General features: G+C 72.8%; 9 protein-coding genes. 2 read left to right on the top strand and 7 right to left on the bottom strand.

Annotated features, from left to right (window positions below):
• Positions 1 to 52: 52 nt before the first annotated feature.
• Positions 53 to 2473, bottom strand: a complete 2421-nt coding sequence (locus OHS71_RS36340; protein WP_328483561.1) for a SpoIIE family protein phosphatase — start codon at positions 2471 to 2473, stop codon at positions 53 to 55.
• Between the two features lie 901 nt (positions 2474 to 3374).
• Between OHS71_RS36340 and OHS71_RS36335 the strand changes: the two genes are divergently transcribed.
• A complete protein-coding gene (locus OHS71_RS36335; protein WP_328483560.1) occupies positions 3375 to 4775 on the top strand; it encodes an MFS transporter in 1401 nt (466 codons plus the stop codon).
• A 314-nt stretch (positions 4776 to 5089) separates the two neighbouring features.
• On the opposite strand, the gene OHS71_RS36330 is transcribed toward OHS71_RS36335, so the two are convergent.
• The 4 genes from OHS71_RS36330 to lnt all read right to left on the bottom strand — a co-directional run bounded on the left by OHS71_RS36330 (position 5090) and on the right by lnt (position 10069).
• On the bottom strand, positions 5090 to 7018 hold the full coding sequence (locus OHS71_RS36330; protein WP_328483559.1) for a helix-turn-helix domain-containing protein: 1929 nt from the start codon (positions 7016 to 7018) through the stop codon (positions 5090 to 5092).
• A 76-nt stretch (positions 7019 to 7094) separates the two neighbouring features.
• Complete coding sequence (locus OHS71_RS36325) at positions 7095 to 7898, bottom strand: 3-hydroxybutyrate dehydrogenase (RefSeq protein WP_328483558.1); 804 nt, start codon at positions 7896 to 7898, stop codon at positions 7095 to 7097.
• Positions 7899 to 7952: 54 nt separating this feature from the next.
• Positions 7953 to 8432: an NUDIX hydrolase gene (locus OHS71_RS36320; protein ID WP_328483557.1), complete on the bottom strand. Its 480-nt coding sequence runs from the start codon at positions 8430 to 8432 to the stop codon at positions 7953 to 7955.
• A 26-nt stretch (positions 8433 to 8458) separates the two neighbouring features.
• On the bottom strand, positions 8459 to 10069 hold the full coding sequence (gene lnt, locus OHS71_RS36315; protein ID WP_328483556.1) for an apolipoprotein N-acyltransferase: 1611 nt from the start codon (positions 10067 to 10069) through the stop codon (positions 8459 to 8461).
• A 260-nt stretch (positions 10070 to 10329) separates the two neighbouring features.
• On the opposite strand from lnt, the gene OHS71_RS36310 reads away from it, so the two are divergent.
• Positions 10330 to 11343 carry an O-antigen ligase family protein gene (locus tag OHS71_RS36310; RefSeq protein ID WP_328483555.1) on the top strand — a complete coding sequence of 338 codons (1014 nt, stop codon included), beginning with the start codon at positions 10330 to 10332 and terminating at the stop codon, positions 11341 to 11343.
• A 25-nt stretch (positions 11344 to 11368) separates the two neighbouring features.
• Here the strand turns inward: OHS71_RS36310 and OHS71_RS36305 are convergent, their stop codons facing one another.
• Together OHS71_RS36305 and OHS71_RS36300 are read right to left on the bottom strand one after the other, a co-directional pair.
• Positions 11369 to 11944, bottom strand: a complete 576-nt coding sequence (locus OHS71_RS36305) for a hypothetical protein (RefSeq protein ID WP_328483554.1) — start codon at positions 11942 to 11944, stop codon at positions 11369 to 11371.
• Between the two features lie 108 nt (positions 11945 to 12052).
• Positions 12053 to 12841, bottom strand: coding sequence for a glutamate racemase (locus tag OHS71_RS36300; protein ID WP_328483553.1), 789 nt, complete (start codon positions 12839 to 12841; stop codon positions 12053 to 12055).
• Between the last annotated feature and the right edge of the window lie 48 nt (positions 12842 to 12889).

Below are 12889 nucleotides of genomic sequence, written 5' to 3'. Positions count from 1 at the left end.
GCCCCGGGCCGGGAGCAGCCATCAGCCGGAACCCCGGTATGGCCCGAGACGGTCAGGCGGGCATGCCTGCCAGTGATTGTTCGGTCCACACGGTCTTGCCCTCGCGGGTGTAGCGGGTACCCCAGCGTTCGGTCATCTGGGCTACCAGGAACAGGCCGCGCCCGCCCTCGTCGGTGGTCCGGGCACGGCGCAGGTGGGGTGAGGTGTGGCTGGTGTCGCTGACCTCGCACACCAGAGACCGTTCACGGATCAGCCGCAGGGTCGCAGGACCGCCGGCGTATCGGTAGACGTTGGTGACCAGTTCGCTGGCGATCAGCTCGGTGGTGAACGCCAGGTGCTCCAGGCCCCATTCGGTCAGTTTGGCCGAAGTCAGTGCCCGGGCCCGGGCGGCACCGGCAGGTCCCGGTGGGAGAGACCAGGAGGCGACGTCCTCCGGTGGCAGCATCCGGGTGCGGGCGATCAGCAGCGCGACGTCGTCGCTGGGCCGCGACGGCACGAGCGCGTCGATCACCGCTTGGCATGTCCTTTCCAGGGCGTCCGCGGGGTGGGTGAGCGCTGCGCACAGCTTGGCCAGGCCGACATCGGCATCGATGGTGCGTTCGCCGATGACTCCGTTGGTGTACAGGCACAGCAGGCTTCCTTCGGCCAGTTCGATCTCCCGGGCCTCGAACGGCAGGCCGCCCAGGCCGAGCGGTGGGCCGGCGGGCAGTTCGAGCGGAGCCGCCCGCCCGTCCGGAGCGGTCAGCACGGGCGGCGGGTGACCCGCGCGGGCCACGGAGCAGCGCCCGGAGACCGGGTCGTACACGGCGTACAGGCAAGTGGCGCCGACGACCTGCTCGCCCACGGGCCGCTCGCCGGTCGCTTCCTGCTCGGCCGCCAGCAGGTTGACCAGGTCGTCCAGGCGGGAGAGGACCTCGTCCGGTTCCAGGTCGAGGCTGGCGAGCGTGTGTACGGCTGTACGCAGCCGCCCCATGGTGGCGGCGGCATGGATGCCGCGTCCCACCACGTCGCCGACGACAACGGCGACCCGGGCCCCCGACAGGGGGATGACGTCGAACCAGTCACCGCCCAGTCCCGGGGCCGCGCTGGCCGGCAGGTACCGCAGGGCCACCTCGACGGCCGACTGCTCCGGAACCGCCCGGGGCAGGAGGCTGCTCTGTAGGGTGAACGCGGTCTGCTGCTGCTGGGTGAAGCGCCGGGCGTTGTCGATGGCGACGGCGGCACGCGAGGCCAGTTCCTGGGCGAGGGTGAGATCGTCCGTCTCGAAGGGGTCGGGACGGCGCGAACGCCACAGGGTCATCACGCCCAGCACCAGGCCACGCGCGGCAAGAGGCATCACGATCAGTGAGTGGACGCCCAGTTCCGGAACACGGGTCCTGCGACGGCCTTCCGCGGAGAACCAGTCGGGCGGGAGAACCGGTTCCAGCACGGGGCGTCCTTCGGCCAGGCATCGGGCCTGGGGGGTGTCGGGCGCGAACTGCACCGGCTCGCCCTGGGGGTGGGTCGGGCCGGGTTGCTGGGCACCGACGCTACAGGCCCCCACTCGTACCAGAGGCCCTGCCAGGGTCCGTGTCAACTCCTCACCGCGCGTCACCGGCTGGAACAGGTCCACCGACGCATGGTCGGCGAGGTGAGGCACCATCACCTCGGCGAGTTCACGGGCGGTGTCCGCCACGTCAAGAGTGGTTCCGATACGGCTGCCGGCCTGGTCGAGGAGCGCGAGCCGACTCTGGGCCCGATGACGTGCGGTGATGTCCTCGATCATCTCGGCCACGCCCAGGACGCGCCCGACGGGATCCTCCATCCGGAAGGACGAGACCAACGCGACCCGCTCGCGTTCGGGATCCTGCTCCAGCCGGGCGAACTGCTCGGAGTAGACCAAAGGGCTTCCGGTCTCCATCACCTGGCGCACCCGGTCCACGGCCTTGCGTGCGTCGTCGGGGAGGAGCATCCGCCCGGTGGGCAGCCCCCTGAAGTCTGCTGCCGGGACGCCGCTGAAGCGTTCGACGGCCCGGTTGACCCGGAGAAGCCTCAGGTCGGGGCCGTGAATGACCAGGCCGATCGGGCACCGGCGGTACAACCCGTCGAGAACCGCGAGGTCCACCTGCCAGTCCATGACGTCAACCGCGAGTGCCCCCGCGAGAAACCACTCGCGGACCCGGTCACCGCGTGACAGCGCATGGGCTCTGAGCCCCATCTCCACCAGTCGCCCGTCGCGATGGCGCACCTTGAGCACGCCGAACCAGCCGCCGGCTCTCCTACAGATCGCCGCTGCCTCCCTGACAGCCGGCAGATCGCGCGGATCGACGAGGACCTCGCATGCCGGACGACCGATGACTGCTGTGTCCGGATGGCCGAGCAGTTCCTGGGCCTGCTGGTTCCACCCGACCACGACTCCCCGGTCGTCCAGCACCGCCAGGGCCGCGAGGTGCAGGGCGAACGGATCGTCGTGGCTTTCACTGAGCTCCGTCATCCGCTTCTCCACCGCTGAACACCACCCTGTACTCGGTCACCGATGTTCCGCCGCGGGTCCCGGCCCCGGCCGGTGACCGGCATGACGGCATCCGGGGCGGCGGCTCGGCGTTCTGCGTCCTGCCGGGCCCCGGGCCGGGCCTCCACGGCCTCCGCCTCGTGTGCCGCGGAGACTCGCCCGAGCTCCACCGCGGTGTCCGGAGCGTCCAGGCCGGTGCCGGTCGGCCACCCGAACGGCGCAGCCGGTGGGGGACGGCGCGGACATGGACGGGTGCGCCGCGGGCGACGACGCGGATCTGCCGTCCCTCTCCGGGTATCCGGCACCGGCCTCTCGATGAGCGCACCGCAATCCCCTCCGTCTCCAGTGGACGCAGATAGCGGTCGCGCAGCAACTCGGCGCGTCACTGCTCTGTGACGGCCGCCATCCGTGGATCGCTGCCGGTGAGCGCGTTCGACTGCGGGATGCCGAGACCGGGCTCTCCGAAACCAACAGCCCGGAGGAGTTCCGAGTCCCGCCCTCTCCGAGGTGCGGGCGGCGAGGAGAGCGGAGCTGGAGCGACCGCGCGTCGTGGGTCCGAACCTCCGCGGAGCGGATCTCCCTTCCACCGCGCAGGGGCTCCGCGCCGTGATCGTGGGCGGAGCCTCTGTGACCTTTTCACCGGCCGCCAAGACGACTGAGCAGAGCATGGACGGCGTGAAGATCCGGACCAGGTGCGGACCCGGACATACTCGTTTCGACCGCCTCGGGCGCCTGAAGCGCCCTTCCCCGAGCCGGCATGGTGGCCGCACGCCCATAGCCGACCCTCGAACTGTGTTGCCCCACCACATGTGCCCCTGACCTGCGCGTTCCTACGGTGTGCGGACACCCACCCGTCCCCACCACACACGAGGAAGTGGCGCACATGGCATCGGCCACAACCGCTCCCCCACCCCCCGCCAGCCTCAAGCGCATCGTCGCCGCGAGCCTCATCGGCACCACCATCGAGTGGTACGACTTCTTCCTCTACGGCTCCGCTGCCGCCCTCGTCTTCAACAAACTGTTCTTCCCCGGCTCCGACCCGCTCGTCGGCACGCTCCTGTCGTTCCTCACCTACGCCGTCGGTTTCGCCGCGCGGCCGCTCGGAGCCCTGGTCTTCGGGCACTTCGGGGACCGGCTCGGGCGCAAGAAACTGCTGGTGCTGAGCCTGCTGATGATGGGCGGGGCGACCTTCGCGATCGGGCTGCTGCCGACGCACGCGACCGTCGGAAGCGCCGCGCCCGTGCTGCTGACCATGCTTCGGCTGGTCCAGGGCTTCGCCCTCGGCGGCGAGTGGGGCGGAGCCGTTCTGCTGGTGTCCGAGCACGGGGACGCGCGGCGGCGCGGTTTCTGGGCCTCGTGGCCGCAGACGGGCGCGCCCGCCGGGCAACTGCTCGCGACCGGTGTGCTGTCCCTGCTGACCGCCGTGCTCTCCGACGCCGCTTTCGCCTCCTGGGGCTGGCGGATCCCCTTCCTGCTCTCCGGGCTGCTGGTGGTCGTCGGTTTGTGGATACGTCTGTCTGTCGATGAATCCCCCGTGTTCCAGGAGGCGTTGGCGCAGGCCGAGGCCCGCAAGGCGGTGCGTACGACGGAGGCGGAACCACTGCCGCTGGTGTCGGTGCTGCGGCACCACTGGCGTGACGTGCTCGTCGCGATGGGCGCGCGCATGGCGGAGAACATCTCGTACTACGTCATCACCGCGTTCATCCTCGTGTACGCGACCACCTCAGCCGGTGTCTCCAAGCAGACCGCGCTCAACGCCGTGCTCATCGCCTCCGCCGTGCACTTCGCGGTGATCCCCGCCTGGGGTGCGCTGTCGGACCGGATCGGGCGGCGCCCCGTCTATCTGCTGGGCGCGGTCGGCATCGGGCTGTGGATGTTCCCGTTCTTCTCGCTCGTCGACACCGGCGCCTTCGGCAGTCTCGTGCTCGCCGTGACGGTGGGTCTGGTGCTCCACGGGGCGATGTACGCACCCCAGGCCGCCTTCTTCTCCGAGATGTTCGCGACCCGGATGCGCTACTCCGGCGCTTCCATCGGCGCCCAGTTCGCCTCGGTGGCGGCGGGAGCGCCGGCGCCGCTGATCGCCACCGCGCTGCTGGCCGACTACGACAGCTCCACGCCGATCGCCCTGTACGTGATCGCCGCCGCCCTGTTGACGGTGGTCGCCGTGGGAGTGGCCAAGGAGACCCGTCACCGCGACCTGGCCGCCGGCGATCCGGCCGGCAGTGACCCCTCCGCCGACACGGACCACACCCGAACCCCCGCCACGGACGCTCGCGCGGTCTGATCCCGCCCCCGGCCCCGGCCTCGATCCCGGCCTCGATCCCGTTCTCCTGACCGCGTCCCTGGTCCCGTCCCCGGTCCGGTCTTCGCTCCCACCCACACAGTCACCCCCGTACGCCGGCCGCGCGTACGGGGGCCGACACGTGCGGGGGCGGACGCGTACGGGAACCGACGCGTGCGGGGGCGGACGCGTACGGGAACCGACGCGTGCGGGGGCAGCGCGTATAGGGAGGGGAACGCGCACGGGGGGCCGGTACGGGCAGGGGCCGGTACGGGCAAGAAGTTCGGTGCGGGCGGTGGTCAGTGTGGTGCTGGGGGTCAGTGTGGTGCGGGGGTCGCCAACGTACGCAGTCTCAGCGCGAGCTGGATCTCCAGTGTGCGGGCGGGGCTCTGCCAGTCGTCGCCCAGGAGGCGGCCGACGCGTTCGAGTCGCTGGGCCACCGTGTTGACGTGGACGTGGAGTGCGTCCTTGGTGCGGGCCGGGCTCATGCCCGCGGCGAAGTACGCGTCGAGGGTGCGCAGCAGGTCGGTTCCGCGCCGCTCGTCGTAGGCGACGACCCGTCCTATGGTGCGGTCCACGAAGCCCGCCACATCCCGGTCGCCGGCCAGGAGCAAGCCGAGGAAGCCGAAGTCCTCGGCGGCCGCACCGTCGCCGGAACGGCCCAGCAGCCGCAGTGCGTCGAGGCAGCGGCGGCCCTCCGCGTACGCGGCGACCACGGCGTCCGGGTCGGCGGCCAGGCCGCGCACGGGGGCGGACGCGCCGACGGTGACCGCTTCCTGGACGGCGGTGCCGAGGTGCAGTGCGGTACGGCGGGCCGACTCCGTTGCCGTGTCGCCCGGTTCGAGGGGGAGCAGCAGGACGGTGCCCCCGTCACGGCTGGCGGCCAGGCCGTGCCGGGTGGCGGCGAGGTGGGAGGCGGCGGACCACAGGCGACGGCGTGCGGCCGCTTCCTGGTCGGCGTCGGGTCCGGCGGCGTCGAGGCGGGCCGCGAGGACGACGTGGGTCGCGTCGAGGTCCGCGTGCAGCCGGGCGGCGCGCTCGCGCAGCAGGCGCGGGTCGCGGTCGCGGGCCTCGAGCAGGTCGTCGAGGAGTTCGCCGCGCACGCGTTGTTCGGCCTCGGCGGCGGAGCGTCTGGCCAGGAGCAGCAGGGACGTGACCATCGCGGCCCGTTCCAGGGTGCGCTGGTCGACCGGGTCGAGACCCGGGTGGCCACGCAGCACCAGAGCGCCGAGCAGTTCCCCGCCCGCCGCCACCGCCGCGATCCAGTCGTCCTGATGGCGCACGGCGTGGCCCTCCGCGCGGGATGCCTTCAGCGCGTCGGCCGGCGCGTCCTCAAGGAACTCCACGGTGCCGTCGAGCACCTGGGACACCGCGGCTGCCACGTCGTGGACCCCGCCCCCGCGCAGAACCAGTTCGGCGAGACGGTCGTGGACGTCGGAGGCACGTTCGATGACGGCGCTGCGGTCGCGGATGATCTCGTTGGCGCGCTCCAGGCCGGCCAGGGCCGAGCGGGTCTCGGTGAGCAGGTTGGCGGTGTCGATGGCGGCCGCGGCAAGGGCGGCGAAGGATCCGAGGAGGGCGATCTGTTCCCGTTCGAAGACGCGGGCGCGCCGGTCCGCGGCGAACAGCACGCCGATCACGTGGGGTCCCAGGGTCAGCGGGACGCCGAGGATCGCCACCAGTCCCTCGTCGCGTACGCCCGCGTCGATGGTCGTCGTGTGCCGGAAGCGGTCGTCGCGGAAGTAGTCGTCGGTGACGTAGGGGCGGGCCGTCTGGGCGACCAGGCCGCCGAGGCCCTCCCCCATGCCGAGGCGCAGTTGCTGGAAGCGGGCGGCGACCGAGCCTTCGGTGACCCGCATGTACGTGTCGCCCCGGGCCGGGTCGTGCAGGCTGAGGTAGGCGATGTCGGTGCCGAGCAGTGAGCGGGCGCGTTGCACGATCGCCTGGAGCACGGCGTCCACGTCGCGTGGGCCCGCGAGGTCGTGGGCCGTCTCGAACAGCGCCGACAGCTCGGCCTCCCGTCGGCGCCGGCCCTCGAGTTCCGAGCGCACGCGCAGCGCGAGGAGTTTGGCGTGTTCGAGTGCGGCGATCCGCTCCCCGTCCCCTCCCTCGGCGCGTGCGAGCAGCACGGGCCGGTCGTACGCCTCGGCGGCCGCTCCCCGGGCGAGCAGTTCGAGGAACGGCGCGTCGACGTCGTGGGCGGGGCCGGGGGCTGCCGTGGCGCCCTTCATGCGATCGCGGGACATGCTCACAGGATTCCTCATCGCCGGGCCGCCCCGTCGGCCCTGTGGACAACCGCGCCGGCGCGGGGCGGCCCGGCGCTCAGTGTGCGGTCCAGCCGCCGTCGAGGACGAGCGAGGCGCCCGTGACGAAGGACGCCTGCGGGCCGCACAGGTAGGCGACGGCCTCGGCGACCTCCTCCGGTTCGATGAGCCGTTTGACGGCGCTGTCCCGCAGGAGCACCTCGGCCAGGACGCGTTCCTCGGGGATGCCGTGTGTCCGTGCCTGGTCGGCGAGCTGCCGCTGCACGAGTGGGGTGCGCACATAGGCGGGGTTGACGCAGTTGGAGGTCACACCATGGGGTGCGCCTTCGAGGGCGGCGGTCTTGGAGAGGCCCTCGAGCCCGTGTTTGGCGGCGACGTATGCCGACTTGTAGGCGGAGGCGCGCAGTCCGTGCACGGAGGACACGTTGACGATGCGGCCCCAGCCCTGCCCGTACATGTGGGGCAGGGCTCCGCGGATGAGCCGGAACGGCGCCTCCAGCATCACGGTGAGCACGGTGTGGAAGACGTCAGGCGGGAACTCCTCGATCGGGGACACCCGCTGTAGTCCGGCGTTGTTGACCAGGACGTCTGTCCCGGCGGCGGCGAGTTCGGCGGCGTCCAGGTCGGTGAGGTCCAGGACGTACGGTTCGACCGGGCCGGGCAGGCCGGCCGTGTCCCCGACGAGCGTCTCCAGTCCCGCCGCGTCCCGGTCGACGGCGCGGACCTTGGCCCCGGCGGCCGCGAGCCGCAGCGCGCAGGCGCGTCCGATGCCGCCGGCCGCGCCGGTGACGAGAGCGGTACGACCGCCGAGGTCGAGCAGGGGGGCGGCATGACCGGGGGCGGTGACCTGGGGCGGAGTCATGTGGTGACCCTAGGCAGAGACGGGTTCTCGCCCCATGTGGTCACCCGCCATACTTCAGCTGGACGGCGTGGTCTCGAACCACGTGGGTTCGTCGGAGAGTGCCTGCTTGATCCGGAACAGCTGCCGCTCGTGCATCGGCGGAAGGGCGTCGAGCGCGAACCAGCCCACCTCGACGGACTCGTCGTCGTTGACCCGCGCCTCGCCGCCCACGGCCCGGCAGCGGAAGGTGACGTCCATGAACTGGCACCTGTCGCCGTTCGGGTACTCCACCTCCCGTCCGGCGCGGACCACGACGATGCGTTCGGGCACGCAGTGCACGCCTGTCTCCTCGTACACCTCCCGTACCGCGCAGTCGGCGGGCTGCTCGCCCGGGTCCGGGATGCCCGAGATCAGGCACCACTGATGGTTGTCCGCGCGCTGTCCGAGCAGCACCCGCCCCTCGTCGTCGAAGACGACGGCGCTGACGCCGGGCAGCCAGAGCAGTCCGTGGCCGGCTGAGGACCGGATCTCGGTGATGAAGTCAGGAGTCGGCATACCGCGACCCTATCGGGGCCGTGTGTTCAGCCGGTCGCACGGCGCCGGGCCCGCAGCCCGGCGCCGGCCGCCCATCCCAGGCCGCCGAGGGCGACGAGCATCAACGCGACTTCGGGCAGGATGCCCAGTTCGGTCGCCGGCGTCCGCGAGGAGCGCAGGGGCACCTTCTGCACCAGGGAGTCCGCGACGAACATGCCGGTCTTCTGGGTGATCTTCCCGTCCGGCATGATGATCGCGCTGACGCCGCTGGTCACGGGCACCGTGACGGTCCGGCTGTGCTCGACGGCGCGGACGCGGGACATGGCCAGCTGCTGGTAGGTCATCTCGCTGCGGTCGAAGGTGGCGTTGTTGCTGGGCACGGAGATCAGCTGGGCGCCATGGGTGACGGTGTCGCGCACGGCCCAGTCGAAGGCCGCCTCGTAGCAGGTGGCGAGGCCGACCTCGGTGCCGTCCATGTCGAACACGCCCGGCTTGCTGCCCCGGCTGAAGTCCTGGCGGACCATGGACGTCCAGTTCTCGTTGATGGCGCCGATGAGCGAGCGCAGCGGGAGGTACTCGCCGAACGGCTGGACCTGCCGCTTGTCGTACGTCTGGGTCGGTCCCTTGACCGGATCCCACAGGATCTGCTCGTTGTAGAGCTTCCCGTCCCGCTCGACGACCCCGCCGACCGAGATGGGCGCGTTGATCGCCTTGGCCGCGTTGCCGATGACCACGGCGGCGTCGGGGTAGGCGAAGGGGTCGATGTCGGAGGAGTTCTCCGGCCACAGCACGAAGTCGGGCCGGGCGATCCTGCCCGCCTTGACCTCGGCGGCCAGACGCTGCGTCTCGCGCGCGTGGTAGTCGAGGACGGCCCTGCGCTGGGCGTTGAACTCCAGACCGAGGCGGGGGACGTTGCCCTGGATGACGGCCACCGTCGCGGTGCCGTCCTCCGCCTTGTCGCTGACCAGCGGGCGCGCGGCCACGGCCGCGACGACCGGGACGGCCACGCTGAGCAGGGCCAGTGCGGCCGCCGACCGCCGCACCTCGCCCGTGCGCCGCCGTTCGAGGACGAGGCGCACGACGTCGTACAGGCCGAAACCGCACAGGACGACGGCGAAGCCGAGCACGGGGGTGCCGCCGACCGCGGCGAGCGGCAGGAAGACGCCGTCCGCCTGGCCGAAGGCGATCTTGCCCCAGGGGAAGCCGCGGAAGGGCACGCGTGCGCGTGCCGCCTCGCCGGCGATCCAGAGCGCCGCCGCCCACAGCGGCCAGGCCGGCAGCTTGGACACGGTGGCGACGCCCACGCCGACGAGGGCGACGAAGACCGCTTCGATGGCGACCAGGGCGAGCCAGGGGCCGGGGCCGACCTCGACGCCGGTCCACACGAGGAGCGGCAGCAGGAAACCGAGCCCGAAGAGGTAGCCGAGGCCGAGGGCCGCCTTCCAGCTGCGTCCGCGCAGCACCCAGCCGAGGACGGCGAAGGCCGGCAGCGCCAGCCACCACAGGGTGCGCGGCGGGAAGCTGACGTAGAGCAGCACTCCGGAGAGCGCGGCTGCGGCGGCCGGGACGAGGCGCTGGAGCCGGGCGCGGCGCGAGGCTCGCGCGGCCTGGGGCTCCAGCTGGTCCGGCTGGCCCACGGAAGTAGCGGTGACGGTCACTCGGGGAGTGTACGGCGGGTGACCTTTTGGCCGACAGCACGGTCCGTGGGGCGGTCCGGGTCTGCCGCCCGCGTCTACGCGAGTCATCCACAAACCGCACATGAGCCGTTACGGTGTGGCAGAGCTCCGGTCGCGCGGGTGGCCGGGGTCCGTCACGGTCGGGGGGCGACCGGGTTCGGGGGGACGGGGTGGGTTCCACGGGGACGACGTCCGCGGCCGACGCGGACGGAGAAAGACGAAACGTTTCTGATGCGGCGGGCATGGCCGTGCTCGGGACCTGTGCGATCTGGTCCCTGGTCACCGCCACCGTGCACGGCGGACGCCCGGAGGGTGTCCTGCTCGCGGTGCTGGCGGTGGCCGCCGGCTATGCGGCGGGGCGGATCCTCGGGGTGTTGCTGCCGGTCGCCGCGCCCTGCGCCGGTGCGCTGGCGGGGCTCGCTCTGTCGGTGGTCCGGCCGCGGCTCGGCCCGGGCCCGGAGTTCGTCCCGCCGCTGGGCCATGCCGGTGCCACCGCCGCGGTGCTGGCCCTGTCGGCCGGTGCCGCGTGCTGCGCCGCCTGGGCGACGTCCGGGCCCGTGCTGCGGTTCGGGCTGTGGCTGCTCGCCGGGGGCATCGCGGTCACCGGGGGCCTGCTGGGGTCGACCACGGCTGTGGTGATGTGCGGCGCGGTGCTGCTGTGCTCCCTGGCCGCCGGCCGGATGCACCGTCGGGGTCCTGGCCTCGCGGTTCTGGCCGTGGCGGCCGCTCTGGTGACGGGCCTGGTCTGGGCGCTCGCCGGGAACGCGCTGTCCGGCGGCCTGGCAGGCCCGCTGAAGGACCGGCTGACCGAGCACCGGGGCGATCTGTGGCGCGACGCCCTGGGAATGGCCCACCGTGAGGCCGGCTTCGGCGTGGGCCCCGGGCGCTTCGGGGAGCTGAGCGGTACGGCGGCGGGGTCCCCGCTGTCCGACGGCAAGCCGCACTCGGCGCCGCTGCAACTGGCCGCGGAGCAGGGTGTCGTAGGGGTGCTGTTGCTCGCCGGGGTCTTCTGCTGGGTGCTGTTCGCCCTGTGGCGTGCGCCGCGCCCCACGCCGGTCGTCCTCACCGCGGGTGCCGCGCTGACGGCTCTGGCCGCCGTGGCCGCGGTCGGCAACGCGCTGAGCTTCACGACGGTGACGGCCGGAGCGGGTCTCCTGGCCGGTCTGGCCACGGCCCGACCGCTCGCCGAGGAACCGGCGGCGCCCGCGGTGCGGCAGGCGCGGGACCTGGAGCACGGCGACCGTCCGGCCGCCTGAGCGCGGCGCGCACCCGGCGCCTGTGTCAGGGGGCGGCGCCCGGGGCGCCCGTCCGCAGCCGGTCCCTGATGACGCGGACCGCAGACTCCGCGTCGTCCACGGTGATCGTGAACGTGTGACCGTCCCAGAGCCGCAGCACCACGCCCTCCCCCCGGCGGACCACGACGGCCGTGCCCTTGTCGGGTCGCCAGCGGTAGCCCCAGCCTCCCCAGTGGCGGGGAGTGACGTGGGGTTCGAAGTCCGCGCCGGCGACATGGGCCAGCGGGATACGGCGGCGCGGCAGCCCGATGTGGCCGCAGCGCACCTCGAGCGACTCGCGGTCGAGCTTCAGGTCGACGTGCACGAAGGCGAGGGTGCCGAAGAGAACGAGCAGCCCGGCGGCGATGCAGCCGACGACGGACATGGCGAGCGGGGCGATCCCGGACGTCCACGCGGATTCGACGGCGAGTTCGATGCCGAGCGCCAGACAGGCGGCGCCGGCGAGCGCGAGCAGCCACTGGACCCGGTTGGTGGCGCGCCCGGTCCAGACGTCGGGATGCGGGGCGTCGCGATGCGGGACGTCGGGAAGCGGGGTGCTTTCGTCGTGGGGGTGGTCCCTCATATTCATGAGGTTACTCAGGTTTCGCTGCGCCGGTACCTTGTCGCGCAGGGTGACTGCTCCGCCCGGGCGGCGAGCGGGCCCCGAGGAGCGGCCGGTGGTGCCCCTTCCCTACGGGGCGGGGCTGACGGCCGTCTCGAGCAGCCGGCCTTCCGCGTAGGCCAGGGCGGGCGCCGGGAGACCACCCGGACGACCGCTGAGGAGAATCGTCACGGTGCCGAGGGCCGCCGCCTCGGGTGCGGGGCGCGCGCCGATGCGGCGCAGGGCCTGCGCGGCCACGGCGCCGGCCGAGCCGTGCAGGACGAGGGGGGGCCGTCCGGGGCGCTGCACGGCGGCGCGGATGCGGGAGGCGACCAGTTCGTAGTGGGTGCAGCCGAGGACGACGGTCGTCACTTCCTCGGGGGTGAGGGCGGCGGCCGCGGTGACGGTGGCGTCGATCGCCGCCTCGTCGGCGCGCTCGACGGCCTCCGCCAGTCCCCAGCAGGGCACCTCGGTGACCGCCACGTCGCCGGCGAAATCCTTGATGAGGTTGCGCTGGTAGGGGCTGCCCGTGGTGGCGGGCGTGGCCCAGATCGCGACGGGGCCGCCGCCGGCCGCGGCCGGTTTGATCGCCGGTACGGTCCCGATCACCGGGATGCCGGGTTCGAGGAGGGAGCGCAGCGCGGGCAGGGCGTGCACGGTCGCCGTGTTGCAGCCGACGATGAGGGCCTCGGGGCGGTGCGCGGCGGCGGCCTCGGCGACGGCGACGGCACGCGCGGTGAGGTCCTGCGGGGTGCGCGGTCCCCAGGGCATCCCGTCGGGGTCGAGGGAGAGCACGAGATCGGCGTCGGGCCGCAGGCGCCGTACCGCGGCGGTGGCCGCCAGCAGGCCGATTCCGGAGTCCATGAGCGCGATCTTCACCCGGCCACCATAGACGATGTGCTCCTGGGGCCCGGTGGTGTGGGGCAG

It is taken from the genome of Streptomyces sp. NBC_00377 (assembly GCF_036075115.1).
In the GTDB taxonomy this organism is placed as follows: domain Bacteria; phylum Actinomycetota; class Actinomycetes; order Streptomycetales; family Streptomycetaceae; genus Streptomyces.
Note: the sequence above shows the minus strand (reverse complement) of the source record. Positions and strands in the feature narration are given on the sequence as shown.

Excerpts from the sequence above, each read along its gene's own strand:
- OHS71_RS36340 (WP_328483561.1), bottom strand. The coding sequence starts at position 2,473 with ATGACGGAGCTCAGTGAAAGCCACGACGATCCGTTCGCCCTGCACCTC.
- OHS71_RS36335 (WP_328483560.1), top strand. The coding sequence starts at position 3,375 with ATGGCATCGGCCACAACCGCTCCCCCACCCCCCGCCAGCCTCAAGCGC.
- OHS71_RS36330 (WP_328483559.1), bottom strand. The coding sequence starts at position 7,018 with ATGTCCCGCGATCGCATGAAGGGCGCCACGGCAGCCCCCGGCCCCGCC.
- OHS71_RS36325 (WP_328483558.1), bottom strand. The coding sequence starts at position 7,898 with ATGACTCCGCCCCAGGTCACCGCCCCCGGTCATGCCGCCCCCCTGCTC.
- OHS71_RS36320 (WP_328483557.1), bottom strand. The coding sequence starts at position 8,432 with ATGCCGACTCCTGACTTCATCACCGAGATCCGGTCCTCAGCCGGCCAC.
- OHS71_RS36310 (WP_328483555.1), top strand. The coding sequence starts at position 10,330 with ATGGCCGTGCTCGGGACCTGTGCGATCTGGTCCCTGGTCACCGCCACC.
- OHS71_RS36305 (WP_328483554.1), bottom strand. The coding sequence starts at position 11,944 with ATGAGGGACCACCCCCACGACGAAAGCACCCCGCTTCCCGACGTCCCG.